The sequence below is a fragment of the Streptomyces triticirhizae genome, from assembly GCF_003696235.1.
GTDB lineage: Bacteria > Actinomycetota > Actinomycetes > Streptomycetales > Streptomycetaceae > Streptomyces > Streptomyces triticirhizae.
The window spans coordinates 32,490-56,749 of sequence record NZ_RFFJ01000005.1 but is presented as its reverse complement, the minus strand read 5'-3'; the positions used below and the strand labels follow the sequence as shown (position 1 = coordinate 56,749).

The window sequence follows — 24,260 nt, the reverse complement described above, 5'->3', positions numbered from 1 at the left end:
GCGTCACACTGGGCTCATGGAGGACTACCGGAGGAACCCGCCGCGCCACCTCACGTTCCGGGTGACCCGCAGGGACGACCCCGTCTCCGAGGTCACCGAGCTGGACATGCTCAGGGCGGCCGAGCAGTACCCCCACGTCGCGATCAGGGGCCCCGTCTTCGGCTTCGCCGAGCAGCGTCCCGCGTACGGCCCGGCCTGGCGGCTCCTCGACGACGTGTCGGCGGCGTTCCCCCAGCACGCCAGGGAGGGCCTCAACTCCCACCTGTGGACGCGCGCCAACGACGAGACGAAGCCCGGCGACCCGCTCCGCGCCGAACTCATCGCCGCCATCAGCAGGTTGGAAACCGAGCCGGTCAACGAGCTGACGGTGGACGGCACCAGGTACCGGGTCGTGCGCGGCGACGAGTTCGCCCGGCTCGGCCCCGACGGCATCGAGGGCCCGCGCCCGACCGACCCCGACGAGCCCAACGCCGACCTCGCCTGGGGCGAGCGCCGCCCCACCCCGAGCCGCACCAGGGGCCTGCTCGTCGACCACGCCCGCCCGACCGGGATCATGGAGTCCATCCAGCGGATGGAGCTGCTCGGGCTCCGCTACGAGGCGTCCCGCATCCCCGCCGACGTGCGCGCCGACTCCGCCCGGGCGATCGAAACGCACCCCGGAGTCGTGTTGCTCCCGGCCACCTTCACCTTCGCCGAGCGAAAACGCGCCTCCTGGGAGCCGATGGCCAGCCTCTCGGCCACCCCGAACGAGGCCCGCGCCACCCTCTACGACTACCTCGCCGAGTTCCTGCCGAAGCTGGCCCCCGAGATCCCCGCCGAGGACGCCAGCCGCTATGCCGAGGCGGCCGAGGACTTCCGCGCCCACCCGCGCCGCGACGAGGTCACCGTGCTCGGGCGCAGGTTCCGGATCATCCGCGTCGAGCGGCTGCTGCGGATCGGGCCCGACGGCCCCGAGACGCCCAGGCCCAGCGACCTCGACCCCTACGGCCCCTGCCAGATCCACCCTTCGCTGACGGAGTGACCGCGCGCCCCGCCCACGCCCGCGTGCCCCGCCCGTCGTCCGAAGGCTGATCGGCCCGTTCGCCCCCCTGCGAGTCCCCGCGACTCCCTACACCCACGCCGTCGACTGGGCTAGGTTCGGCCCATGCTGGAAGGCAGACGTCGGCGCAGGGCCGAGGCGGGCGAGGACGCGCGCAACCGGCCGGGCCTGGCGCGGCTGCTGACCGCCGTGCGGGAACTGGACGACGACCTGCGCGACGGGCTCACCGGGCGCGGCCCGGCCCAGGCCGCCCGCCGGCTGCGCCGCCTTCTCGGCGCCGACACCGTGCTGCTCGCCGACCTCGCGGGACCGGTCGCCGTCGCGGGACCGCACCCCGAGGAGCCCGAGCCCGACACCCTGCTCGCCCAGGCGTACGAGCACGGCAGCCCCGTCCACCGGCCGCCCTGGTCGGCCGTCCCGCTGCTCGTCGCCGGCGAGCTGACCGGCGGGCTGCTGGTGCGCGGCGGCAGCGAGCCCGAGGTCACGGCCGCCGCCGCGCAGGTGGCCCGTTCCCTGGACCACGCCGCGCTGCGCCGCGCCAGGGAACGCATCGCCCAGGCCGAACTCCGCACCCTGCGCGCCCAGATATCGCCGCACTTCCTGCACAACGCCCTGGCCGTGATCGGCGCCCGCATCCGCACCGACCCCGACCGCGCCCGCGCGCTGCTCAGCGACTTCGCCGACTACCTGCGCTACAGCTTCTCCCCACAGGGCGACTACGCCACCGTCGCCGAGGAACTCCAGGCCATCCAGACCTATCTGGAGCTGCAACGCGCCCGCTTCGACGACCGGATGGAGCTGACCGTCCGGATGGCGCCCGAGATCCTGCCCGTCGCCATCCCCTTCCTCGTGATCCAGCCGATCGTGGAGAATGCCGTGCGACACGGGCTGGAGCCCAAGCCGGGCCCCGGCTCGATCCAGGTCTCCGGCTTCGGCGAGGGCCCGCTGTGCGTGATCGAGGTCGAGGACGACGGGGTGGGGATGACGCCCGAGTTCGCCCAGGCGGTGCTCGCCGGGGAGCGGCCGGCCGACCGGGGCCACCCGCTGGGGGAGCGCCGCCGGGTCGGGCTGGCCAACGTCGACCAGCGGCTGCGCACGGTCTACGGGCCCGAGTACGGGCTGGTCATCGAGACCGCGCCGGGCAGCGGCACCAAGGTCGTGATCCGGGTGCCCCGATTCAGACGAGGAGTGGTCGCGCATTGACCGCCGAGACCCGACTGCGCGCGCTGGTGGTGGAGGACGAGACGTTCACCCGCCGCGAGCTGGCCGCCATGCTGACCGCCCTCCCCGAGATCGGCCGGGTCAGCGAGGCGGACGGCGGGGAGAGCGCGGTGCGGCAGCTGGGCGAGACCGCCTTCGACGCGGTCTTCCTCGACATCTCCATGCCGGGCCTGGACGGGATGGCCGTGGCCCGGGTCGTCGGCCGCCTCTCCGAGCCGCCGGCGATCGTCTTCGTCACCGCCTCCGAGCAGCACGCCGTCGACGCCTTCGGCATTGGCGCCATCGACTACCTGCTCAAGCCCGTCCGGCCCGAGCGGCTGGCCGAGGCCGTCTCCCGCGCCGGCGCCCCGCGCCGCCCGCCGCCGGCCACGCCCCGCCCGTCCCAGGTCGACGAACTGGCCGTCGTCCAGGTCGAGAACGGCCGGCACACCACCTTCGTGCACCGTGACGACATCCAGTACGCCGAGGCCCACGGCGACTACGTCCGGCTGCACACCGGCGAGGGCAGCCACCTGATCCGGATGCCGCTGAGCTATCTGGAGGAGGTCTGGGCGCCGGCCGGCTTCGTCCGCGCGCACCGGGGCTATCTGGTGGCCATCGGCTGGGTCCGCGACCTGTGGGTCTCCAGCTCCTCGGGGCTGGTGGCCCGCACCCCCGCCGGCGACGTCCCGGTCAGCCGCCGCCACGCCCGCGCGCTGAAGGAACGGCTGCTGGCCGCCGTCAGGGACGAGGGAGTGAACGCCGTGCCGCCGCCCGGAACCCGCGCGTGAGCGGCACCCGGCGGGTGCGGATCACCAGCCCGCAGACCCGCATCGCGCTGGCCCGCCGCCACCGGCCCGCCCAACACCTGCTGCCCCCGACCATCCCCGGCGCCGACGACCGGGACTCCACCGAGGCGGTCCGCGCGCTCTTCGCCCGCCAGCGCCGGCAGGCCGCCCGCACCCTCGCGCTGCTCGGCGCCGTGCTCTTCGGGCTCAGCGGGCTGCTGGCCGCCGCGCCCGCGCTCAGCCATGTCACGCTGCTGGGAGTCCCGCTCTCCTGGCTGCTGTTGATGGGCGGCAGCTACCCCGTGCTGCTGCTGATCGCGGTCCGCCACGTCCGCCGCGCCGAACGCCTGGAGCGCGACGGCGCGCGGCCGGAGCGTGGCCCGGGAACGGACCGGGCCGCGCCGTGATCGGGCTGCTGGCCATCGGGCTGCTCTTCGTCGTCAGCGTGGTGATCGGCGCCTACGGGGTGCGGGCCGCGCGCACCACGCCCGACTTCCTGGTGGCCTCGCAGCGCGTCGCGCCCGGCTGGAACGCGATGGCCATCGCCGGCGAGTACGTCTCGGCCGCCTCGGTGCTCGGCCTGGCCGGGCTGATGCTCAAGAACGGCGTGGGCACCCTCTGGTACGCGGTCGGCTTCACCGCCGGCTATGTCGCGGTCGCCGCGCTGGTCGCCGGGCCGATGCGGCGCTCCGGCGCGTACACCGTGCCGGACTTCGCCGACTACCGGCTGGGCTCGGAGCGGATCAGGAAGCTCTGCGCGGTGATCGTGCTGGTGATCATGTGGCTCTATCTGGTGCCCCAGTTCAAGGGCGCCGGCATGGTGCTGCACGCGGTCAGCGGCACCCCCTACTGGGTCGGCGTCGTGCTGGCCGGTCTCGTGGTGAGCGTCTCCATCGCGGCCGGCGGGATGCGCTCGGCGACCTATGTGCAGGCGTTCCACTACGGCGTGAAGCTGCTGTTCATCGCGGTGCCGGCCATCTTCCTCGTGGCGCACGCCGGTTCGGGGGCGCGCGCCGAGGCGCTGCGCTTCGACGTCTCCGACGACTGGAGCCGGCCGCTGCTCGACCTGGAGAGTTCGGGCGCCCCGCTGCTGGCGACCTGGTCGGTGCTGTTGGCCACCACGCTGGGCGCCGTCGGGCTGCCGCACGTGATCATGCGGTTCCACACCAGCCCCACCGCGAAGGCCGCCCGCCGGGTCGCGGTCGGCGTGATCGTGCTGCTCGGCGTCTTCTACCTCTTCCCCGCCGTCTACGGGCTGCTCGGCCGGGTCTTCACCCCGGAGCTGGTGCACGGCGGCGACACCGACATGGTGACCGTGGTGCTGCCCGGCGCGATCGTCCCCGGCACCTGGGGCTCGATCCTGACCGCCGTGGTCGCGGCCGGCGCGTTCGCCGCGTTCCTGTCCACCTCGTCGGGGCTGCTGATGGCGCTGGCCGGCGGGCTCTCGCACGACCTGTCCCGGGCGACCGTGCCCCGGCTGCGCTGGGCGGTGGCCGCCGGCGCGACCGTGGCCGTCGGGCTGTCGCTGCCGGCGCGCAGCGTGGACATCAACGTCGCCGTCGGCTGGGCCTTCGCCGTCGCCGCCTCCACCTTCTGCCCGCTGCTGGTGCTGGGCATCTGGTGGCGCGGGCTGACCACGGCCGGGGCGGCCGCCGGCCTCGCGACCGGGGTGAGCGCCGCCACGGGCGCCGCGTTCGCCTCGGTGCTGACCGACGGCGGGCCCGGCTGGCTGGTGGTGCTGCTGGCCCAACCGGCCGCCTGGACCGTGCCGTTGGCGTTCGCCGTGATGATCGGGGTCTCGCTGCGCGGCTCGGTGCCCGAGTGGGCGGAGCGGGCCGTCCTCCGGCTGCATCTGCCGGGCTGACCGGCGGCCCCGGCCACGCGCGGGCGCGGAGACGCTGCGCCGCAGGTGGGGGATACCGCCCGATTGGCGGGGGCGCGGTCTGCTATGGCACACTGACCAGGTTGCTCGGTTGACGGCCGATGCTGCGCGCCTCCCGCCGGGAGGACCGGAAGCGAGTCTCACTGTATTCGTCATCCCATGGATGCCCTGGTCAACGGGGCAGGGATGGAAGTACCGAGATCTTCCGGGAAGCGTGGGCGGGGCTTTCAACCAGGCACCCGGTGGATTACTCCCCCCACTCCTCCCAGAGGAAACCCCTGCGGTGAAATATGGGAACGAGTACGACACGCCCGACCGCGTGGGTCGGGTCGCCTCGGGGGGTGAGCCGGGTTCCAGAGCGTTGACGAGAGACAGGACTACGAAGTAGCCATGGCGGGACAGAAGATCCGCATTCGGCTCAAGGCCTACGACCACGAGGTCATCGACAACTCGGCGAAGAAGATCGTCGAGACGGTGACCCGCACGGGTGCGTCGGTCGCGGGCCCGGTGCCGCTGCCCACTGAGAAGAACGTGTACTGCGTCATCAAGTCGCCGCACAAGTACAAGGACTCGCGCGAGCACTTCGAGATGCGCACCCACAAGCGGCTGATCGACATCCTCGACCCGACCCCCAAGACCGTTGACTCGCTGATGCGCCTGGACCTCCCGGCCGGCGTCGACATCGAGATCAAGCTCTGAGAGGTCCGGTAGAAGAGATGACCAAGCAGATCAAGGGCGTCCTGGGCGAGAAGCTCGGCATGACCCAGGTCTGGGACGAGAACAACCGTGTCGTCCCCGTGACCGTGGTCAAGGCCGGGCCCTGCGTTGTCACCCAGGTCCGCACCAACGACAAGGACGGCTACGAGGCCGTCCAGATCGCCTTCGGCGAGATCGACCCGCGCAAGGTGAACCGCCCCCTGAAGGGCCACTTCGCCAAGGCCGACGTCACCCCGCGCCGCCACCTGGTCGAGCTGCGGACCGCCGACGCCAGCGAGTACACCCTCGGCCAGGAGGTCACGGCCGAGGTGTTCGAGTCCGGCGTCCGCGTCGACGTGACCGGCACCACCAAGGGCAAGGGCACCGCCGGCGTGATGAAGCGTCACGGCTTCGGCGGCCTCGGCGCCTCGCACGGCACCCAGCGCAAGCACCGCTCGCCTGGCTCCATCGGCGGCTGCGCCACCCCGGGCCGGGTCTTCAAGGGCTTGCGGATGGCCGGCCGGATGGGCAACGAGCGCGTCACCACCCAGAACCTGACCGTCCACGCCGTGGACGCGGAGAAGGGCCTGCTCCTCATCAAGGGCGCGGTGCCCGGTCCCAACGGCGGCCTCGTCCTGGTCCGTTCCGCGGCCAAGGGGGCCTGAGGTTAATCATGAGTACCCCAAAGAGCATCGTCATCCTCTCGCCCTCGGGTGAGGAGGCCGGCACCGTCGAGCTTCCGGCGGAGATCTTCGACGCCAAGGTCAGCGTGCCGCTGATCCACCAGGTCGTCGTCGCCCAGCTGGCCGCCGCCCGCCAGGGCACGCACAAGACCAAGACCCGTGGCGAGGTCCGCGGTGGCGGCAAGAAGCCGTACCGCCAGAAGGGCACGGGCCGCGCCCGCCAGGGCTCCGTCCGCGCGCCGCAGTTCGCCGGCGGTGGCACCGTCCACGGCCCCGTGCCGCGCGACTACAGCCAGCGCACCCCGAAGAAGATGAAGGCCGCCGCGCTCCGTGGCGCCCTCACCGACCGGGCCCGGCACGACCGCGTGCACGTGGTGACCGGCGTCGTCGACGGCGAGGTCTCCACCAAGGCCGCCAGGACCCTGCTGGGCAAGATCAGCGACCGCAAGAAGCTGCTGCTGGTCGCCGAGCGCTCGGACAACACCTCGTGGCTGTCCGCCCGCAACCTGCCGCAGGTCCACATCATCGACCCGGGCCAGCTGAACACCTACGACGTCGTCGACTCCGACGACGTGGTGTTCACCAAGGCCGCCTTCGACCGCTTCGTGGCTGGCCGGGCCGCCGGCGCCGTGGCGCTCGACAAGAAGCCCGAAGGGAGCGACGCCTGATGAGCGAGGTCACCGTCGCCGAGTTCTCCAGCAAGGAGTTCTCCGCCCCGCACGACATCCTGATCAAGCCCGTCGTGTCGGAGAAGAGCTACGCGCTGCTCGACGAGAACAAGTACACGTTCATCGTCGACCCCCGGGCCAACAAGACCCAGATCAAGCAGGCCGTCCAGGCGGTCTTCGCGGTCAAGGTGGTCGGGGTCAACACGATCAACCGCCAGGGCAAGCGCAAGCGCACCCGCACCGGTTACGGCCGCCGCGCCAGCACCAAGCGCGCGATCGTGACCCTTGCTGAGGGCGACAGCATCGACATCTTCGGCGGCCCGGTCTCCTGACGGGGACCGGCCGTCCGAGACCGGACGAGGACTAAGAAATGGGAATCCGCAAGTACAAGCCGACGACTCCGGGCCGTCGTGGCGCCAGCGTCGCCGACTTCGTCGAGATCACGCGGTCCACGCCGGAGAAGTCGCTGGTCCGCCCGCTGCACAGCAAGGGTGGACGGGACAACGCCGGCCGCGTCGCGGTCCGCCACCAGGGTGGTGGCCACAAGCGCGCCTACCGCGTCATCGACTTCCGTCGGCACGACAAGGACGGTGTGCCGGCCAAGGTCGCGCACATCGAGTACGACCCGAACCGCACCGCCCGCATCGCGCTGCTGCACTACGCGGACGGCGAGAAGCGGTACATCATCGCGCCCGCCCACCTCAAGCAGGGCGACCGCGTGGAGAACGGCGCCGGCGCCGACATCAAGCCCGGCAACAACCTGCCGCTGCGCAACATCCCGGTGGGTACCGTGATCCACGCCATCGAGCTCCAGCCGGGCGGCGGCGCCAAGTTCGCGCGCTCCGCCGGTGCCTCGGTGCAGCTGCTGGCGAAGGAGGGCCGCATGGCCCACCTGAGGATGCCGTCCGGCGAGATCCGGCTGGTGGACGTCCGCTGCCGGGCGACCGTCGGCGAGGTCGGCAACGCCGAGCAGTCCAACATCAACTGGGGCAAGGCCGGCCGGATGCGCTGGAAGGGCGTTCGGCCCAGCGTGCGCGGTGTCGTGATGAACCCCGTCGACCACCCCCACGGTGGTGGCGAGGGCCGGACCTCGGGTGGTCGCCACCCGGTCTCGCCCTGGGGCAAGAAGGAGGGCCGTACGCGCTCGCCGAAGAAGGCCAGCAACAAGTACATCGTCCGCCGCCGCAAGACGAACAAGAAGCGCTAGGGAGCAGGTCGATGCCGCGCAGTCTCAAGAAGGGGCCCTTCGTCGACGACCACCTGATCAAGAAGGTGGACGCGCAGAACGAAGCCGGTACCAAGAACGTCATCAAGACCTGGTCTCGCCGCTCGATGATCGTCCCGGCGATGCTGGGCCACACGATCGCCGTGCACGACGGCCGCAAGCACGTGCCGGTGTTCGTCTCCGAGTCGATGGTGGGCCACAAGCTCGGCGAGTTCGCGCCGACCCGCACCTTCCGTGGGCACGTGAAGGACGACCGCAAGTCGCGTCGGCGCTGAGCGGGGTTTGTAGATCATGACGAACTCCCCTACCAAGACCGAAGGGACGACCATGGAAGCCAGGGCCCAGGCGCGGTACATCCGTGTCACGCCCATGAAGGCCCGCCGTGTGGTGGACCTGATCCGTGGCCTCGACGCCACGGAGGCTCAGGCGGTCCTGCGGTTCGCCCCGCAGGCCGCCAGCGTGCCGGTGGGCAAGGTGCTCGACAGCGCCATCGCCAACGCCGTGCACAACCACAACCACCCGGACGCGGACACCCTGTACGTCAAAGAGGCGTACGTGGACGAGGGCCCGACGCTGAAGCGGTTCCGGCCGCGCGCGCAGGGTCGCGCGTACCGGATTCGCAAGCGGACCAGCCACATCACCGTGGTCCTCGGCAGCAAGGAAGGAACCCGGTAATGGGCCAGAAGGTAAACCCGCACGGGTTCCGGCTCGGCGTCACAACCGACTTCAAGTCGCGGTGGTACGCCGACAAGCTGTACAAGGACTACGTCAAGGAAGACGTCGCGATCCGCAGGATGCTCACCCAGGGCATGGAGCGGGCCGGCATCTCCAAGGTGGAGATCGAGCGCACCCGGGACCGGGTCCGCGTCGACGTCCACACCGCCCGGCCGGGCATCGTCATCGGCCGCCGGGGCGCCGAGGCCGACCGCCTCCGGGGCAACCTGGAGAAGCTGACCGGCAAGCAGATCCAGTTCAACATCCTTGAGGTGAAGAACCCGGAGCTGGACGCCCAGTTGGTGGCCCAGGCCGTCGCCGAGCAGCTGTCCTCCCGCGTCTCCTTCCGCCGTGCGATGCGCAAGTCGATGCAGAGCACGATGAAGGCGGGCGCCAAGGGCATCAAGATCCAGTGCGGTGGCCGGCTCGGCGGGGCTGAGATGTCCCGTTCCGAGTTCTACCGCGAGGGTCGCGTCCCGCTGCACACGCTGCGCGCCAACGTGGACTACGGCTTCTTCGAGGCCCGCACCACCTTCGGCCGCATCGGCGTCAAGGTGTGGATCTACAAGGGCGACGTGAAGAACATCGCCGAGGTGCGCGCCGAGAACGCCGCCGCCCGGGCGGGCAACCGCCCCGCGCGCGGTGGCGCCGACCGTCCGGCCCGTGGTGGCCGTGGCGAGCGCGGGGGCCGTGGCCGCAGGCCGCAGCAGCAGAGCGCTCCCTCGGCCGAGGCCACCAAGTCCGAAGCAGCCACGGCCGCTCCGGCCTCCGAGGGCGCCAGCGGCTCCAACCAGTCCACCGGCTCTGCCGGAGGGGAGAGCTGACCCATGCTGATCCCTCGCAAGGTCAAGTACCGTAAGCAGCACCACCCCAAGCGCCGTGGCGCCGCCAAGGGCGGCACCGAGGTCTCGTTCGGGGAGTACGGCATCCAGGCCGTCACCGGTGCGTATGTCACCAACCGGCAGATCGAGGCCGCCCGTATCTCGATGACCCGGCACATCAAGCGTGGCGGCAAGGTGTGGATCAACATCTACCCCGACCGCCCGCTGACCAAGAAGCCGGCCGAGACCCGGATGGGTTCCGGCAAGGGCTCGCCCGAGTGGTGGGTGGCCAACGTCAAGCCCGGACGCGTGATGTTCGAGCTGTCGTTCCCGAACGAGAAGATTGCCCGTGAGGCGCTCACCCGCGCCGCGCACAAGCTTCCGATGAAGTGCCGGATCGTCCGGCGCGAGGCAGGTGAGGCGTGATGGCAGCCGGTACCAAGGTCTCCGAGCTGCGCGAGCTGAACAACCAGGAGCTGGTTGAGAAGCTGCGCGAGGCGAAGGAGGAGCTGTTCAGGCTCCGCTTCCAGGCGGCCACCGGACAGTTGGAGAACAACAGCCGGCTGAAGGCCGTCCGCAAGGACATCGCCCGGATCTACACCCTGATGCGCGAGCGTGAGCTGGGCATCGAGACGGTTGAGCCGGCCGAAGCCGAGGCGGTGGAGAACGCCTGATGAGTGAGAAGACTGTGACTGAGACGACGACCGAGCGCGGCCGGCGGAAGACCCGCGAGGGCCTGGTGGTCAGCGACAAGATGGACAAGACCGTCGTCGTCGCTGTCGAGGACCGGGTCAAGCACGCCCTCTACGGCAAGATCATCCGCCGTACGAGCCGGCTGAAGGCGCACGACGAGCAGAATGCCGCGGGCGTTGGCGACCGCGTTCTTCTGATGGAGACCCGTCCGCTGTCCGCGACCAAGCGCTGGCGCGTCGTGGAGATTCTGGAGAAGGCGAAGTAACCAATGATCCAGCAGGAGTCGCGACTGCGCGTCGCCGACAACACGGGTGCGAAGGAGATCCTCTGCATCCGCGTCCTCGGCGGGTCCGGGCGCCGCTACGCGGGCATCGGTGACGTCATCGTCGCCACGGTCAAGGACGCGATCCCCGGTGGCAACGTGAAGAAGGGTGACGTCGTCAAGGCGGTCGTCGTGCGTGCCGTCAAGGAGCGCCGTCGGCCGGACGGTTCGTACATCCGCTTCGACGAGAACGCCGCCGTCATTCTCCGGAACGACGGCGACCCCCGGGGCACCCGCATCTTCGGCCCGGTCGGGCGTGAGCTGCGCGAGAAGAAGTTCATGAAGATCATCTCACTCGCCCCCGAGGTGCTGTAACCGATGAAGATCAAGAAGGGCGACCTGGTTCAGGTCATCACCGGCAAGGACAAGGGCAAGCAGGGCAAGGTCATCGTGGCCTACCCCCGCGAGGACCGCGTCCTGGTCGAGGGTGTCAACCGGGTCAAGAAGCACACGAAGGCCGGCACGACCCAGCGTGGTTCGAAGACCGGTGGCATCATCACCACCGAGGCCCCCATTCACGTCAGCAACGTCGCGCTGGTCGTGGAGAAGGACGGCAAGAAGGTCACCACCCGGATCGGCTACCGCTTCGACGAGGACGGCACCAAGATCCGCGTCGCGCGCCGGACCGGTGAGGACATCTGATGACCACTGCCACCAGCACCGCACCGCGCCTGAAGACGCGGTACCGCGAAGAGATCATCGGCAAGCTGCGTGACGAGTTCGCCTACGGCAACATCATGCAGGTGCCGGGCCTGACCAAGATCGTGGTCAACATGGGTGTGGGCGACGCCGCCCGCGACTCCAAGCTGATCGAGGGCGCCGTGCGTGACCTCGCCACGATCACCGGCCAGAAGCCGACCGTGACCAAGGCCCGCAAGTCCATCGCGCAGTTCAAGCTGCGCGAGGGCCAGCCGATCGGCGCGCACGTGACGCTGCGCGGCGACCGGATGTGGGAGTTCCTGGACCGCCTGCTGTCGCTGGCGCTGCCCCGGATTCGTGACTTCCGTGGCCTGTCGCCCAAGCAGTTCGACGGGCGTGGCAACTACACGTTCGGCCTGACCGAGCAGGTCATGTTCCACGAGATCGACCCCGACCGCATCGACCGGGTTCGCGGCATGGACATCACCGTGGTCACCACGGCCACCACCGATGACGAGGGCCGCAGCCTGCTGCGTCACCTCGGATTCCCGTTCAAGGAAGCCTGAGGCGTCGCGCGATGGCTGAGTATCGAAACAAGGAGGCGTAAGCGTGGCGAAGAAGGCTCTGATCGCCAAGGCCGCCCGCAAGCCCAAGTTCTCGGTGCGTGGGTACACCCGCTGCCAGCGCTGCGGCCGGCCGCACTCCGTGTACCGCAAGTTCGGCCTGTGCCGGGTGTGCCTGCGTGAGATGGCGCACCGCGGCGAACTGCCGGGCGTCACCAAGAGTTCCTGGTAAGACGACTACGCCGTAGGTCCGGTGGGCTCCCCAACTCCTGGGGAGCCCCGGGGAAACCCCGGTGAGAGAGGCCCAAGGCCGTTTTATGACCATGACCGACCCCATCGCAGACATGTTGACCCGTCTGCGTAACGCGAACTCGGCTTACCACGACACCGTGGTGATGCCGCACAGCAAGATCAAGTCGCACATCGCGGAGATCCTCCAGCAGGAGGGCTACATCACCGGCTGGAAGACCGAGGAAGCCCAGGTGGGCAAGAGCCTCGTCCTGGAGCTGAAGTACGGCCCCAACCGCGAGCGTTCGATCGCTGGCATCAAGCGCATCTCCAAGCCGGGCCTTCGGGTCTATGCGAAGTCCACCGCGCTCCCCAGGGTGCTCGGTGGCCTGGGCGTGGCGATCATCTCCACGTCGCACGGCCTGTTGACCGACAAGCAGGCTCAGAAGAAGAACGTGGGCGGGGAAGTCCTCGCCTACGTCTGGTGACGGAAGGGAACGGAGGACAGCCATGTCGCGTATTGGCAAGCAGCCCATCCAGGTTCCCGCCGGCGTGGACGTCACCATCGATGGCGCCGTGGTCGCGGTGAAGGGCCCCAAGGGGACCCTGTCGCAGACCATCGCCGCGCCCATCGAGGTGGCCAAGGGCGAGGACGGTCAGATCGTCGTCTCCCGGCCCAACGACGAGAACCGCAACCGTGCGTTGCACGGCCTGTCGCGCACCCTGGTGGCCAACATGATCACCGGTGTGACGCAGGGGTACGTCAAGAAGCTCGAAATCAGCGGCGTTGGCTACCGCGTCCAGGCGAAGGGCTCCAACCTGGAGTTCTCCCTGGGCTACAGCCACCCGATCCTGGTGGAGCCCCCGGACGGAATCGCCTTCAAGGTCGAGACCCCGACGCGGTTCAGCGTCGAGGGCATCGACAAGCAGAAGGTCGGCGAGGTCGCGGCGAAGATCCGCAAGCTGCGGAAGCCCGACCCGTACAAGGCCAAGGGCGTGAAGTACGAGGGCGAAGTCATCCGCCGCAAGGTCGGAAAGGCTGGTAAGTAGCCATGGCATACGGTGTCAAGATCGCCAAGGGCGACGCCCGCAAGCGGGCCGCCTCCAAGCGGCGGCACATCCGCATCCGCAAGAAGATCTCGGGCACGTCCGAGCGCCCGCGTCTGGTGGTGACCCGGTCGAACCGCCACATGGTGGCGCAGGTCGTGGACGACACCATCGGGCACACGGTCGCCTCGGCCTCGTCGCTCGACGTCTCCATCCGTGGCGCCGACGGCGCCAAGAGCGACAAGGCCAAGCAGGTCGGCGCCCTGGTCGCCGAGCGGGCCAAGGCCGCCGGCGTGGAGACCGTCGTGTTCGACCGTGGCGGCAACAAGTACGCCGGCCGGGTGGCGGCGTTGGCCGATGCCGCCCGCGAGGCCGGGCTCAAGTTCTGAGCCGGTCCCGTCCGTAGATTCGAGAGAGGTATTTTTCATGGCTGGACCCCAGCGTCGCGGTGGCGGCGCCGGTGGCGAGCGGCGGGATCGTAAGGGTCGGGACGGTGGCTCGGCCGCCGAGAAGACCGCGTACGTCGAGCGCGTCGTCGCGATCAACCGCGTCGCCAAGGTAGTTCAGGGTGGCCGTCGCTTCAGCTTCACCGCGCTGGTCGTGGTGGGCGACGGCGACGGCACCGTCGGTGTCGGTTACGGCAAGGCCAAGGAGGTGCCGGCCGCCATCGCCAAGGGCGTGGAGGCCGCGAAGAAGCACTTCTTCAAGGTCCCCCGCATCCAGGGCACGATTCCGCACCCGATCAAGGGTGAGGAGGCGGCCGGGATGGTGCTGCTCAAGCCGGCTTCGCCCGGTACCGGTGTGATCGCCGGTGGCCCGGTGCGCGCCGTGCTGGAGTGCGCGGGCATCCACGACGTGCTCAGCAAGTCGCTTGGCTCGTCGAACCCGATCAACATCGTGCACGCCACGGTGGCCGCGCTCAAGGGCCTCCAGCGTCCCGAGGAGATCGCGGCCCGCCGTGGTCTGCCGCTCGAAGACGTGGCGCCCGCCGCCCTGTTGAGGGCTCGCGCCGGAGTGGGTGCGTGATGGCACAGCTGAAGATCACCCAGGTCAGGTCCCGCATCGGGACCAAGCAGAACCACCGCGAGACGCTGCGCTCCCTCGGGCTGCGCCGGATCAACGACGTGGTGGTCAAGGAAGACCGGCCGGAGATCCGTGGCATGGCCAACACCGTGCGGCATCTGGTGACGGTCGAGGAGGTGGACTGAGATGGCGGACCTCGCCAAGGAGAACACGTCGTCGGACGGCCCGCTGAAGCTGCACGACCTCAGGCCGGCCCCCGGCGCCAAGAAGTCCAAGGTCCGCGTGGGCCGTGGTGAGGCGTCCAAGGGCAAGACCGCGGGTCGCGGCACCAAGGGCACCAAGGCCCGCTACCAGGTGCGCGCCGGCTTCGAGGGTGGGCAACTCCCGCTGATCCAGCGGCTGCCCAAGCTCAAGGGCTTCAGGAACCCGGCGCACAAGAACTACCAGGTGGTGAACGTCGAGAAGCTGGCCGCCCTCTACCCGGGGGGTGGCGAGGTGACGAAGGCCGACCTGGTGGCCAAGGGCGCCGTGCGCAAGAACGAACTCGTGAAGGTGCTGGGCAGCGGCGAGATCTCGGTGGCGCTGACGGTGACGGTCGATGCCGTCTCCGCCTCCGCCAAGGAGAAGATCACCGCCGCCGGTGGCTCCGTGACCGAGTTGTCCTGAAAGCCGAAGGATCTTCGGCCGGTTTACCGAGTGACCGGGGGTGCCTGAGCGCAGGCATCCCCGGTCAGTCGTTCCGGCGGGGCCCATCCGCCGGTAAGGTGGCGGACGTTGTGCCGCCGCCAGACCTGAACTGTCATATTCGTTGGACTTCAAGACCCTAGCCTCTCGCGTGGCGCGGGGGGTGCAGGAGGAGCCGTGCTCACCGCGTTCGCCCGGGCGTTCCAGACGCCTGATCTGCGTAAAAAGCTGCTCTTCACCCTGGGCATCGTCGTGGTGTTCCGCCTGGGCCAGCACGTACCCGTGCCTGGCGTCAGCTTCCAGAACGTCGATCAGTGTGTGAAAGAGGCCGAAGCGGGCGCCGGCTCCAGCCTCTTCGGTCTGGTCAACATGTTCAGCGGTGGCGCGCTGCTGCAACTCACCATCTTCGCCCTGGGGATCATGCCGTACATCACGGCGAGCATCATCCTCCAGCTGCTGGTGGTGGTGATCCCGCGCCTGGAGGCCCTGAAGAAGGAGGGCCAGTCCGGGCAGGCGAAGATCACGCAGTACACCCGCTACCTGACGATCGCCCTCGCGGTGCTCCAGGCCACCGGCCTGGTCGCGACCGCCCGCAGCGGCACCCTCTTCCCGCAGTGCACGGTGGCCAACGACATCATCCCGGACGACTCGATCTTCACCACGCTGGTGATGGTCGTCGCCCTGACCTCCGCCACCGCGCTGATCATGTGGCTGGGTGAGCTGATCACCGACCGGGGCATCGGCAACGGCATGTCCATGCTGATGTTCGTCTCCATCGCGGCCGGCTTCCCCGGCGCGCTCTGGCGGATCAAGCAGCAGGGCACCCTGGCCGACGGCTGGATCGAGTTCGGCACCGTGGTGGCCTGCGGCCTGGCGATGGTCGGCCTGGTGGTCTTCGTCGAGCTGGCCCAGCGCCGCATCCCGGTGCAGTACGCGAAGCGCATGATCGGCCGCCGCTCCTACGGCGGGACCTCGACCTACATCCCGCTCAAGGTCAACCAGGCCGGCGTGATCCCCGTGATCTTCGCGTCCTCGCTGCTCTACATCCCGCAGCTGCTGGTGCAGTTCGCCGGCAACGACTCCGGCGGCTGGACGGACTGGGTCAACCGGTACTTCACCGGCGGTGACCACCCGTACTACATCGTCACGTACTTCGTGCTGATCGTCTTCTTCGCCTTCTTCTATGTGGCCATCACGTTCAACCCTGAGGACGTGGCCGAGAACATGAAGAAGTATGGTGGTTTCATCCCGGGTATCCGGGCAGGCAGGCCCACGGTCGAGTACCTGAGCTATGTGCTGAACCGGATCACCTGGCCTGGTTCGCTCTATCTCGGTCTGATCGCCCTGGTGCCCACGTTGGCTCTGATCATGTTCGACGCGCAGCAGGACTTCCCGTTCGGCGGCACGTCGATCCTGATCATCGTGGGCGTCGGCCTGGAGACCGTCCGGCAGATCGAGAGCCAGCTCCACCAGCGAAATTACGAAGGGTTCCTCCGCTGATGCGCATCGTCCTCGTCGGACCGCCGGGTGCGGGCAAGGGCACACAGGCCGCTCTGCTGGCCGAGCAGCTGTCCATCCCGCACATCTCCACCGGCAACCTCTTCAGGGCCAACATCAGCGAGGGGACGGAGCTGGGGCGCCAGGTCGAGTCGATCCTGCGCGAGGGCGGCCTGGTTCCGGACGAGCTGACCATCGCGATGGCCGCCGAGCGGATGGCCCAGCCGGACGCCAGGGAGGGGTTCCTGCTCGACGGCTTCCCGAGGAACATCGGCCAGGCCAAGGCGCTGGACGCCTCCCTGGCCGAGGCGGACCAGAAGCTCGACGCGGTGCTGGACCTGGAGGTCCCCGAGGACGAGGTGGTCAAGCGGATCGCCGGCCGCCGCATGTGCCGCGCGGACAGCGCGCACGTCTTCCATGTGGAGTACAACCCGCCGCGCCAGGAGGGCGTCTGCGACGTCTGCGGCGGGGAGCTGTACCAGCGGGACGACGACCGGGCTGAGACCGTTCGCAAGCGGCTGGCGGTCTACCACGAGGAGACCGAGCCGATCATCGACTACTACCGCGAGCAGGGCCTGGTCTCCACGATCTCGGCCCTCGCCCCGGTGCCCGAGGTGACGCGGCGGGCCCTGGCGGCCCTGCCGGGCCTCGGCTGAGTCGACGCTCGCTGGTGAACGCCGGCCCCCGCGCCGGCTGAGGGCCGGCCCCTGGCCGGTGTGGGAAAGGAACGTTTCCGATGGTGGAGATCAAGACCCCGGAGCAGATCGCCCGGATGCGGGCCGCGGGTCTGGTGGTGGCCGAGATACACCGCAGGTGTGCCGAGGCCGCCGTGCCCGGGGCCACCACCGCCGATCTGGACCGGGTCGCCGCGCGGACCCTCGCCAACCACGGCGCCAAGCCCAACTTCCTCGGCTACGGCGGCTTCCCCGGCAACATCTGCACCTCGGTGAACGACGTGGTGGTGCACGGCATCCCCGACGAGAAGACCGTGCTCAAGGACGGCGACCTGCTCTCCATCGACGCCGGCGCCATCGTGGACGGCTGGCACGCCGACGCGGCGATCACGGTCTTCGTCGGGGGCGGCCCGGACACCGAACGGCCGGCCGAGCTGGCCGCGTTGAACAAGGTGACCGAGGACTCGCTCTGGGCCGGCATCGCCGCGATGCGCAGGGGCAACCGCCTCGTCGACGTCTCCCGTGCGATCGAGAGCTACATCCGCCGCCAGCCGCTGCCGCCTTCGGGCAGGTACGGCATCGTCGAGGGCTACGGCGGCCACGGCATCGGCAGCGAGATGCACATGGACCCGCACCTGCTGAACTACGTGGACCGCAGGCGCGGGCGCGGTCCCAAGCTGGTCCCCGGCTTCTGCCTGGCGATCGAGCCGATGTTGACCCTGGGCACCCCGAAGACACATGTGCTGTCGGACGACTGGACGGTCAAGTCCAACGACGGCACCTGGGCCTCGCACTGGGAGCACTCGGTGGCGCTGACCGAGGAGGGCCCGCTGGTGCTGACCGCCGTGGACGGCGGGAAGGCCCGGCTGGCGGAGCTGGGCGTGACGACGGCGCCCGATCCCTTGGCATAATGATCTCTTCCCTGGGGAATGGATCATTGATTCGTCTTTTCGGGTGGGGTGTCGTAGACTGATTCGTCGGTCCTGGTGCACCCGTCTGCCCAGGGCCATCCAGGTAGCCGATCCCGGAAGGTGAAGCGCTCAAGCATGGCCAAAAAACAAGGGGCCATCGAGATCGAGGGCACCGTCGTCGAATCTCTCCCGAACGCGATGTTCAAGGTGGAGCTTCAGAACGGGCACCAGGTCCTCGCGCACATCAGCGGCAAGATGCGGATGCACTACATCCGTATTCTTCCCGACGACCGGGTCGTGGTGGAGCTGTCTCCCTACGACCTGACACGCGGGCGGATCGTCTACCGCTACAAGTAGAACCTCACAGAAGAAGACAGATCGAGACCCGGAGAGCCTCAGTCCATGAAGGTCAGGCCGAGCGTCAAGAAGATCTGCGACAAGTGCAAGGTGATCCGCCGCCACGGGCGCGTCATGGTCATCTGCGAGAACCTGCGCCACAAGCAGCGCCAGGGCTGACGCACCGCACGACCCCGCAGCTTCGCCGCGACGCGAGCGACGTTACACGTTACAGACGCAGACACCCGACCCCTCGCTCAGCGCGGGGACGACACCCCCGGTCGGAGGCCGGGGACCCGGCTCGTAAGCCCTTCGAGTCTTACGGGAACGGTGCTGCGGAAGACCTCCGAGCTATCCAACAGGAGCCACATACATGGCACGCCTCGCAGGCGTTGACCTCCCGCGTGAGAAGCGCGTCGAGGTCGCCCTCACCTACGTCTTCGGCATCGGGCGCACCCTTGCCAAGGAGACCCTGGCCAACACCGGGGTGAACCCGGACACCCGCGTGCGTGACCTTGCCGAGGAGGACCTCGTCAAGATCCGCGAGTACGTGGACAACAACATCAAGACCGAGGGTGACCTCCGCCGGGAGATCCAGGCCGACATCCGCCGCAAGGTCGAGATCCAGTGCTACGAGGGACTGCGCCACCGCCGTGGCCTCCCCGTGCACGGCCAGCGGACCAGGACCAACGCCCGCACCCGCAAGGGACCGCGTCGCGCGATCGCCGGCAAGAAGAAGCCGGGCAAGAAGTAGTCCGCCAGGACGCAGACCACCGGTCCGTCACTGGCAGGACCGACCACCTCCACGGGAGTGAGACACCTCTATGCCTCCAAAGGGCCGTACGGCCGGCGCCAAGAAGGTGCGCCGGAAGGAAAAGAAGAACGTCGCCCACGGGCACGCTCACATCAAGAGCACGTTCAACAACACGATCGTCTCGATCACCGACCCCACCGGCAACGTGATCTCCTGGGCCTCGGCCGGGCACGTCGGCTTCAAGGGCTCGCGTAAGTCCACGCCGTTCGCGGCGCAGATGGCCGCCGAGAACGCCGCCCGCCGCGCGCAGGAGCACGGGATGCGCAAGGTGGACGTCTTCGTGAAGGGCCCCGGCTCCGGCCGGGAGACCGCGATTCGCTCGCTCCAGGCCACCGGCCTGGAGGTCGGTTCGATCCAGGACGTCACCCCCACCCCGCACAACGGCTGCCGCCCGCCGAAGCGTCGCCGCGTCTGATCCAGCCGGATCTCCAGTCGAAGTAGGAGAACAACAGAACTATGGCGCGTTACACCGGGGCCGACTGCAAGCGTTGCCGTCGGGAGAAGCAGAAGCTCTTCCTCAAGGGAGCTAAGTGCGAGAGCGCGAAGTGCCCGATCGAGATCCGTCCTTACCCCCCGGGTGAGCACGGACGCGGGCGCACCAAGGACAGCGAGTACCTGCTGCAGAAGCGCGAGAAGCAGAAGTGCGCGCGCATCTACGGCGTCCTGGAGAAGCAGTTCCGGGGGTACTACAACGAGGCCAACCGGCAGTCGGGCAAGACGGGCGAGAACCTCCTCCGCATCCTGGAGACCCGTCTCGACAACGTGGTCTACCGGGCGGGCTTCGCCAAGTCCCGTGACCACGCCCGCCAGTTGGTCCGGCACGGTCACATCCTGCTCAACGGCAGGAAGACGGACATCCCGTCCGCTCGGGTCTCGCCCAACGACATCGTCGAGGTGCGGGAGTCCTCCAGGAACATGACCCCGTTCCAGGTGGCACAGGCCGAGGCGGGGGAGCGGACCGTTCCGGCGTGGCTGGAGGTGGTGCCCTCGCGGCTCCGCATCCTGGTCCACGCGATGCCCGAGCGCCAGGTGATCGACACCCAGGTGCAGGAGCAGCTGATCGTCGAGCTGTACTCGAAGTAGTCCTCCCAGGAGGACCCGCACGACCGGACGTCGCCGGGTGAGCCAGCTCACCCGGCGGCTTCCGTACCCTGGGGGGCGTGCCCCGCAGCGGGGGCGCCCCCCACACCGCACACACCGTCTGGCTCGGCATCAAATAGCGGGTGCCGAAGACTGGAGTTCACCTCATGCTGATCGCTCAGCGTCCTTCCCTGACCGAAGAGGTCGTGGACGAGTTCCGTTCCCGGTTCGTCATCGAGCCGCTGGAGCCGGGCTTCGGCTACACCCTCGGCAACTCCCTGCGGCGCACGCTGCTCTCCTCGATCCCCGGTGCGGCCGTCACCAGCATCCGGATCGACGGGGTGCTGCACGAGTTCACCACCGTGCCCGGGGTCAAGGAGGACGTCACCGACCTGATCCTCAACATCAAGCAGCTGGTCGTCTCATCGGAGCACGACGAGCCCGTGGTGATGTACCTGCGCAAGCAGGGGCCCGGGCTGGTGACCGCCGCCGACATCGCGCCGCCGGCCGGGGTCGAGGTGCACAACCCCGACCTGGTGCTGGCCACCCTGAACAACAAGGGCAAGCTGGAGATGGAGCTGACCGTCGAGCGCGGTCGCGGCTATGTCTCCGCCGTCCAGAACAAGCAGGTCGGCCAGGAGATCGGCCGCATCCCGGTGGACTCCATCTACAGCCCGGTGCTCAAGGTCACCTACAAGGTGGAGGCGACCCGTGTCGAGCAGCGCACCGACTTCGACAAGCTGATCGTCGACGTCGAGACCAAGGAGGCCATGCGGCCCAGGGACGCCATGGCCTCGGCCGGCAAGACCCTGGTCGAGCTGTTCGGCCTGGCCCGCGAGCTGAACGTGGACGCCGAGGGCATCGACATGGGCCCGTCCCCGACGGACGCCGCGCTGGCCGCCGATCTGGCGCTGCCCATCGAGGAGTTGGAGCTGACCGTCCGGTCCTACAACTGCCTCAAGCGCGAGGGCATCCACTCCGTCGGCGAGCTGGTCGCCCGCTCCGAGGCCGACCTGCTGGACATCAGGAACTTCGGCGCCAAGTCGATCGACGAGGTCAAGGCCAAGCTGGCCGGCATGGGCCTGGCCCTCAAGGACAGCCCGCCCGGATTCGACCCGACCACCGCCGCCGACGCGTTCGGCGCGGAGGACGAGGGCGACACCGGCTTCGCCGAGACCGAGCAGTACTGAGCGGACGCCGGGGCGGCCTCGTTCGCCCCGGCCCCGCCACCGCACTTCCGGGGCGTCCGCCCCGGGCGACCTGACACCGGTACCTGACACGGCCGGTGCAGAGATGACAGGAGAGAGTCATGCCTACGCCCACCAAGGGCCGCAGGCTGGGCGGCAGCCCCGCCCACGAGCGCCTCATGCTGGCGAACCTCGCCACCTCGCTCTTCGAGCACGGCCGCATCACCACCACCGTGGCCAAGGCCCGGCGGCTGCGGCCCGTTGCCGAGCGGCTGATCACCAAGGCGAAGAAGGGCGACCTGCACAACCGTCGCCAGGTGATGCAGACCATCCGCGACAAGAGCGTGGTGCACACGCTGTTCACGGAGATCGGCCCCCGGTACGAGAACCGCCCCGGCGGCTACACCCGGATCACCAAGATCGGCCCGCGCCGTGGCGACAACGCGCCGATGGCCGTGATCGAGCTGGTCGAGGCGCTGACCGTGCAGCAGAAGGCGGTGGGCGAGGCCGAGGGTGCCACCCGGCGCGCGGCCAAGGAGCGGGAGACCGCCGCCGAGCGGCCGGCCGAGGCGACGGAGGCCACCGAGGCCACCGAGGCCAAGGACGAGCAGGCCGAGGAGAAGGCCGAGGAGAAGAAGGACGACTGAGTCCTTTCTTCCGTTTTCGGTTCCACCGACGGGCCCGCACCTGCCAGGGTGCGGGCCCGCCGTGATGAGGAGGCGCTGTGGGCGAGGAGCCCGGGCCGGTGCGGGTGCGGCTCGATCTGGCGTATGACGGGCGGGAGTTCTCCGGCTGGGCGCGGCAGCGCGGCAAGCGCACCGTGCAGGGGGAGTTGGAGGACGCGCTGCGGGTGGTGACGCGGGCCGAGCGGCCCTGGGAGCTGACCGTGGCGGGGCGGACCGACGCGGGGGTGCACGCGCGGGGGCAGGTGGCGCATGTGGACCTGCCGGCCGGGGTGTGGGCGGAACAGCGGGACGCGCTGCTGCGGCGGCTGGCGGGGCGGCTGCCGCAGGACGTGCGGGTGTGGCGGGTGTCCGAGGCGCCGCCGCACTTCGACGCGCGGTTCTCGGCGTTGTGGCGGCGCTACGCGTACCGGGTCAGCGACCACCCGGGCGGGGTCGATCCGCTGCGGCGCGGGCATGTGCTGTGGCACAACTGGCCGTTGGACGTGGACGCGATGAACGAGGCGTCCGAACTGCTGCTGGGCGAGCACGACTTCGCGGCGTACTGCCGGCGGCGGGAGGGCGCCACGACGATCCGTCGGCTGTTGACGCTGCGGTGGCGGCGGGAGCCGGACGGGGTGGTCGAGGGAACGGTGCGGGCGGACGCGTTCTGCCACAACATGGTGCGGGCGCTGGTGGGGGCGTTGCTCTTCGTCGGTGACGGGCACCGGCCGCCCGACTGGCCGGCGCGGGTGCTGGCGGGCGGGGTGCGGGACTCGGCGGTGCATGTGGTGCGGCCGCACGGGCTGACGCTGGAGGAAGTGGCGTACCCGCCCGACGAGTTGCTGGCGGAGCGGAACCGGGAGTCCCGCACGTTGCGGACTCTCGGGAGCGCGCACCGTGGCTGACGGGTGTGGGAACTGTGGCGACTGCGGGGGCGCCCACGGATCTGGGGGCGCGGGGAACCGCGCGGGTGATTGTTGGCGGGCCGCGCTCGACGGTGCGTCTGCTGGGGCTTGTTGGGTGGTCGTCTGCGGCTGCTTGGTGGGTTGCTCGCGCAGTTCCCCGCGCCCCTCACCCCGGTGGGCGCTCCCCGGAAGAAACTAACCTTCCTGGCTGCGGCGGCGTTCTTCGACGATCGCGCTGGCCGAGGCGGACGCCTGCGTCTCTCCGCGCCGGATGATCTGCGAGAACGCGTGGTCGTTGCCGTCCCGCGCGGCCTGCTGCGCGGCGGTGCCGTCGCCGCTGTCGGGGCTGCCGTCCGCGTTGCCCGCGATGGTCAGGTAGACGTAGCGGCCCACCTGGTTACGGGTGGTCCGGCAGCCGCCGCGCTCGCAGAGGGCGCCGGCGTCGCCGCCGGGCAGGGCCTGGAGCGTCCCGCTCAGCTCGTCCGCGCCGTGGACCGCCGCCGCGGCCTCCTCGGATGGCAGCTGGGCCACGCCCACGGTGACGGCCACCCCGCCGCCGACATAGGTCGCGCGGAGCAGGCCGGCGCAGCCCTGTTCCTCCAGGAGCGAGGCCAGGCCACCGGTGGTGAGGGAGGCGCAGTCCTCGCTGCCGTCGCTCGCGGCCAGGGCGTAGGAGCGGTCGTCGACCTCCATCGGGTCCTCGCCGTAGAAGCCGTTCACGTCGAAGGGCGCGACGTCCTTCTCGGCGTCGCTGATGAACTCGCGGGCCGAGGGCACGGGGGGCAGCGTCGTCTCGCCGAACGTCGGCTCGGCGTCGTCGGACTCGGCGGTGCTCTCGGGCAGGGTGGTGGCGGTGCTGGCGGTCGGTCCGCCCTCGTCGTCACCCTGGCTGACGATGGCGAGCGCGACGACCACGCCGATGACGACGGCGGCGCCCACACAGGAGCCGATGATCGTCCAGCGCTTCCTGGCCCGTTGCTTGTCGGCGTCGGCCGCCAGCCGGTTCCAGTCCGGACGCGCGTCTCCCCCGGGAACCCACTGGGGTCCCCCCTGCCCTTGGCTCATGGGCGGCAGTTTAATGCGGCGCGGCCCCGGTCAGTGCGCCGGTTCGTGCCGTTCCGGTCCCCGTGCGAAAACGGATTGGCAACGGTCGGTCCGCTCGGCACACTGCGGCGGATGCGGCACATCGAGGCGGCGCACCTCGAGTACCACCTCCCGGACGGGCGGCCGCTGTTGGCGGAAGTTCGAGGAGGCCGGCCCGCCGCAGGAGCCGCCG

38 protein-coding genes are annotated in these 24,260 nt (G+C 69.8%); 37 read left to right on the top strand and 1 reads right to left on the bottom strand.

Going from position 1 to position 24,260, the window contains the following annotated elements; all coding sequences use genetic code 11:
• Positions 1-16: 16 nt before the first annotated feature.
• From EBN88_RS02340 to truA, 37 genes are all read left to right on the top strand, one after another.
• The gene (locus tag EBN88_RS02340) at positions 17-1,021 is read left to right on the top strand and encodes a DUF5954 family protein (RefSeq protein ID WP_122182086.1); all 1,005 of its coding nucleotides are present in this window, start codon (positions 17-19) and stop codon (positions 1,019-1,021) included.
• A gap of 123 nt (positions 1,022-1,144) precedes the next feature.
• Positions 1,145-2,242: a sensor histidine kinase gene (locus EBN88_RS02335; protein ID WP_122182085.1), complete on the top strand. Its 1,098-nt coding sequence runs from the start codon at positions 1,145-1,147 to the stop codon at positions 2,240-2,242.
• The gene (locus tag EBN88_RS02330; protein WP_122182084.1) at positions 2,239-3,030 is read left to right on the top strand and encodes a LytR/AlgR family response regulator transcription factor; all 792 of its coding nucleotides are present in this window, start codon (positions 2,239-2,241) and stop codon (positions 3,028-3,030) included. Before EBN88_RS02335 ends, EBN88_RS02330 begins: the two co-directional genes overlap by 4 nt.
• Positions 3,027-3,434 (top strand): hypothetical protein, encoded by a 408-nt coding sequence (locus EBN88_RS02325; RefSeq protein ID WP_122182083.1) that lies wholly within the window; start codon positions 3,027-3,029, stop codon positions 3,432-3,434. The genes EBN88_RS02330 and EBN88_RS02325 overlap by 4 nt, the downstream gene beginning before the upstream one ends.
• Positions 3,431-4,891 carry a sodium/solute symporter gene (locus EBN88_RS02320; protein WP_122182082.1) on the top strand — a complete coding sequence of 487 codons (1,461 nt, stop codon included), beginning with the start codon at positions 3,431-3,433 and terminating at the stop codon, positions 4,889-4,891. The genes EBN88_RS02325 and EBN88_RS02320 overlap by 4 nt, the downstream gene beginning before the upstream one ends.
• Positions 4,892-5,299: 408 nt before the next feature.
• Positions 5,300-5,608 carry a 30S ribosomal protein S10 gene (rpsJ, locus tag EBN88_RS02315; protein WP_016473429.1) on the top strand — a complete coding sequence of 103 codons (309 nt, stop codon included), beginning with the start codon at positions 5,300-5,302 and terminating at the stop codon, positions 5,606-5,608.
• 17 nt (positions 5,609-5,625) lie between these two features.
• Positions 5,626-6,270 carry a 50S ribosomal protein L3 gene (gene rplC / locus EBN88_RS02310; protein WP_122182081.1) on the top strand — a complete coding sequence of 215 codons (645 nt, stop codon included), beginning with the start codon at positions 5,626-5,628 and terminating at the stop codon, positions 6,268-6,270.
• Between the two features lie 8 nt (positions 6,271-6,278).
• On the top strand, positions 6,279-6,956 hold the full coding sequence (gene rplD / locus EBN88_RS02305) for a 50S ribosomal protein L4 (protein WP_122182080.1): 678 nt from the start codon (positions 6,279-6,281) through the stop codon (positions 6,954-6,956).
• Positions 6,956-7,288, top strand: coding sequence for a 50S ribosomal protein L23 (gene rplW / locus EBN88_RS02300; RefSeq protein ID WP_122182079.1), 333 nt, complete (start codon positions 6,956-6,958; stop codon positions 7,286-7,288). Before rplD ends, rplW begins: the two co-directional genes overlap by 1 nt.
• A gap of 38 nt (positions 7,289-7,326) precedes the next feature.
• Positions 7,327-8,163 carry a 50S ribosomal protein L2 gene (gene rplB / locus EBN88_RS02295; protein ID WP_122182078.1) on the top strand — a complete coding sequence of 279 codons (837 nt, stop codon included), beginning with the start codon at positions 7,327-7,329 and terminating at the stop codon, positions 8,161-8,163.
• An 11-nt stretch (positions 8,164-8,174) separates the two neighbouring features.
• A complete protein-coding gene (gene rpsS, locus EBN88_RS02290; protein WP_097230393.1) occupies positions 8,175-8,456 on the top strand; it encodes a 30S ribosomal protein S19 in 282 nt (93 codons plus the stop codon).
• Positions 8,457-8,508: 52 nt separating this feature from the next.
• Positions 8,509-8,856, top strand: a complete 348-nt coding sequence (rplV, locus tag EBN88_RS02285) for a 50S ribosomal protein L22 (protein WP_122182077.1) — start codon at positions 8,509-8,511, stop codon at positions 8,854-8,856.
• A complete protein-coding gene (gene rpsC / locus EBN88_RS02280; protein ID WP_122182076.1) occupies positions 8,856-9,719 on the top strand; it encodes a 30S ribosomal protein S3 in 864 nt (287 codons plus the stop codon). Before rplV ends, rpsC begins: the two co-directional genes overlap by 1 nt.
• A 3-nt stretch (positions 9,720-9,722) precedes the next feature.
• A complete protein-coding gene (gene rplP, locus EBN88_RS02275; RefSeq protein ID WP_097230396.1) occupies positions 9,723-10,142 on the top strand; it encodes a 50S ribosomal protein L16 in 420 nt (139 codons plus the stop codon).
• Entirely contained in the window at positions 10,142-10,390 is a 249-nt protein-coding gene (gene rpmC, locus EBN88_RS02270; RefSeq protein ID WP_122182075.1) for a 50S ribosomal protein L29, read from the top strand. The genes rplP and rpmC overlap by 1 nt, the downstream gene beginning before the upstream one ends.
• Positions 10,390-10,674 carry a 30S ribosomal protein S17 gene (rpsQ, locus tag EBN88_RS02265; protein WP_097230398.1) on the top strand — a complete coding sequence of 95 codons (285 nt, stop codon included), beginning with the start codon at positions 10,390-10,392 and terminating at the stop codon, positions 10,672-10,674. The genes rpmC and rpsQ overlap by 1 nt, the downstream gene beginning before the upstream one ends.
• 3 nt (positions 10,675-10,677) lie before the next feature.
• Positions 10,678-11,046, top strand: coding sequence for a 50S ribosomal protein L14 (rplN, locus tag EBN88_RS31080; protein WP_107485047.1), 369 nt, complete (start codon positions 10,678-10,680; stop codon positions 11,044-11,046).
• A gap of 3 nt (positions 11,047-11,049) precedes the next feature.
• A complete protein-coding gene (gene rplX / locus EBN88_RS31075; RefSeq protein WP_199742223.1) occupies positions 11,050-11,373 on the top strand; it encodes a 50S ribosomal protein L24 in 324 nt (107 codons plus the stop codon).
• Positions 11,373-11,936, top strand: a complete 564-nt coding sequence (gene rplE / locus EBN88_RS02255) for a 50S ribosomal protein L5 (RefSeq protein ID WP_122182074.1) — start codon at positions 11,373-11,375, stop codon at positions 11,934-11,936. The genes rplX and rplE overlap by 1 nt, the downstream gene beginning before the upstream one ends.
• Positions 11,937-11,979: 43 nt before the next feature.
• On the top strand, positions 11,980-12,165 hold the full coding sequence (locus tag EBN88_RS02250; protein ID WP_097230640.1) for a type Z 30S ribosomal protein S14: 186 nt from the start codon (positions 11,980-11,982) through the stop codon (positions 12,163-12,165).
• Between the two features lie 85 nt (positions 12,166-12,250).
• The gene (gene rpsH / locus EBN88_RS02245) at positions 12,251-12,649 is read left to right on the top strand and encodes a 30S ribosomal protein S8 (protein WP_122182073.1); all 399 of its coding nucleotides are present in this window, start codon (positions 12,251-12,253) and stop codon (positions 12,647-12,649) included.
• A gap of 22 nt (positions 12,650-12,671) precedes the next feature.
• Entirely contained in the window at positions 12,672-13,211 is a 540-nt protein-coding gene (gene rplF / locus EBN88_RS02240) for a 50S ribosomal protein L6 (protein WP_122182072.1), read from the top strand.
• Positions 13,212-13,213: 2 nt separating this feature from the next.
• Positions 13,214-13,597: a 50S ribosomal protein L18 gene (gene rplR / locus EBN88_RS02235; protein WP_122182071.1), complete on the top strand. Its 384-nt coding sequence runs from the start codon at positions 13,214-13,216 to the stop codon at positions 13,595-13,597.
• A 37-nt stretch (positions 13,598-13,634) separates the two neighbouring features.
• Positions 13,635-14,234 carry a 30S ribosomal protein S5 gene (gene rpsE, locus EBN88_RS02230; RefSeq protein ID WP_062207457.1) on the top strand — a complete coding sequence of 200 codons (600 nt, stop codon included), beginning with the start codon at positions 13,635-13,637 and terminating at the stop codon, positions 14,232-14,234.
• Positions 14,234-14,416, top strand: coding sequence for a 50S ribosomal protein L30 (gene rpmD, locus EBN88_RS02225; protein ID WP_122182070.1), 183 nt, complete (start codon positions 14,234-14,236; stop codon positions 14,414-14,416). Before rpsE ends, rpmD begins: the two co-directional genes overlap by 1 nt.
• 1 nt (position 14,417) lies before the next feature.
• Positions 14,418-14,897: a 50S ribosomal protein L15 gene (gene rplO, locus EBN88_RS02220; RefSeq protein ID WP_122182069.1), complete on the top strand. Its 480-nt coding sequence runs from the start codon at positions 14,418-14,420 to the stop codon at positions 14,895-14,897.
• A gap of 195 nt (positions 14,898-15,092) precedes the next feature.
• Positions 15,093-16,415, top strand: coding sequence for a preprotein translocase subunit SecY (secY, locus tag EBN88_RS02215; RefSeq protein ID WP_122182068.1), 1,323 nt, complete (start codon positions 15,093-15,095; stop codon positions 16,413-16,415).
• On the top strand, positions 16,415-17,068 hold the full coding sequence (locus tag EBN88_RS02210) for an adenylate kinase (protein WP_122182067.1): 654 nt from the start codon (positions 16,415-16,417) through the stop codon (positions 17,066-17,068). Before secY ends, EBN88_RS02210 begins: the two co-directional genes overlap by 1 nt.
• Before the next feature lie 80 nt (positions 17,069-17,148).
• Positions 17,149-17,997 carry a type I methionyl aminopeptidase gene (gene map / locus EBN88_RS02205; protein ID WP_122182066.1) on the top strand — a complete coding sequence of 283 codons (849 nt, stop codon included), beginning with the start codon at positions 17,149-17,151 and terminating at the stop codon, positions 17,995-17,997.
• A gap of 135 nt (positions 17,998-18,132) precedes the next feature.
• Positions 18,133-18,354, top strand: a complete 222-nt coding sequence (gene infA, locus EBN88_RS02200; RefSeq protein WP_003948620.1) for a translation initiation factor IF-1 — start codon at positions 18,133-18,135, stop codon at positions 18,352-18,354.
• 45 nt (positions 18,355-18,399) lie between these two features.
• Positions 18,400-18,513: a 50S ribosomal protein L36 gene (gene rpmJ / locus EBN88_RS02195; protein WP_049567412.1), complete on the top strand. Its 114-nt coding sequence runs from the start codon at positions 18,400-18,402 to the stop codon at positions 18,511-18,513.
• A 193-nt stretch (positions 18,514-18,706) separates the two neighbouring features.
• Positions 18,707-19,087: a 30S ribosomal protein S13 gene (rpsM, locus tag EBN88_RS02190; RefSeq protein WP_122182065.1), complete on the top strand. Its 381-nt coding sequence runs from the start codon at positions 18,707-18,709 to the stop codon at positions 19,085-19,087.
• 70 nt (positions 19,088-19,157) lie between these two features.
• Positions 19,158-19,562, top strand: coding sequence for a 30S ribosomal protein S11 (rpsK, locus tag EBN88_RS02185; protein WP_016473404.1), 405 nt, complete (start codon positions 19,158-19,160; stop codon positions 19,560-19,562).
• Positions 19,563-19,603: 41 nt separating this feature from the next.
• Positions 19,604-20,230, top strand: a complete 627-nt coding sequence (gene rpsD, locus EBN88_RS02180) for a 30S ribosomal protein S4 (protein WP_122182064.1) — start codon at positions 19,604-19,606, stop codon at positions 20,228-20,230.
• A 164-nt stretch (positions 20,231-20,394) separates the two neighbouring features.
• Positions 20,395-21,417: a DNA-directed RNA polymerase subunit alpha gene (locus tag EBN88_RS02175; protein ID WP_122182063.1), complete on the top strand. Its 1,023-nt coding sequence runs from the start codon at positions 20,395-20,397 to the stop codon at positions 21,415-21,417.
• Positions 21,418-21,536: 119 nt separating this feature from the next.
• Positions 21,537-22,061 (top strand): 50S ribosomal protein L17, encoded by a 525-nt coding sequence (gene rplQ, locus EBN88_RS02170; RefSeq protein WP_122182062.1) that lies wholly within the window; start codon positions 21,537-21,539, stop codon positions 22,059-22,061.
• Between the two features lie 77 nt (positions 22,062-22,138).
• Entirely contained in the window at positions 22,139-22,984 is an 846-nt protein-coding gene (gene truA, locus EBN88_RS02165; protein ID WP_122182061.1) for a tRNA pseudouridine(38-40) synthase TruA, read from the top strand.
• A gap of 195 nt (positions 22,985-23,179) precedes the next feature.
• On the opposite strand, the gene EBN88_RS02160 is transcribed toward truA, so the two are convergent.
• Positions 23,180-24,049: a hypothetical protein gene (locus EBN88_RS02160; protein WP_147472624.1), complete on the bottom strand. Its 870-nt coding sequence runs from the start codon at positions 24,047-24,049 to the stop codon at positions 23,180-23,182.
• Between the last annotated feature and the right edge of the window lie 211 nt (positions 24,050-24,260).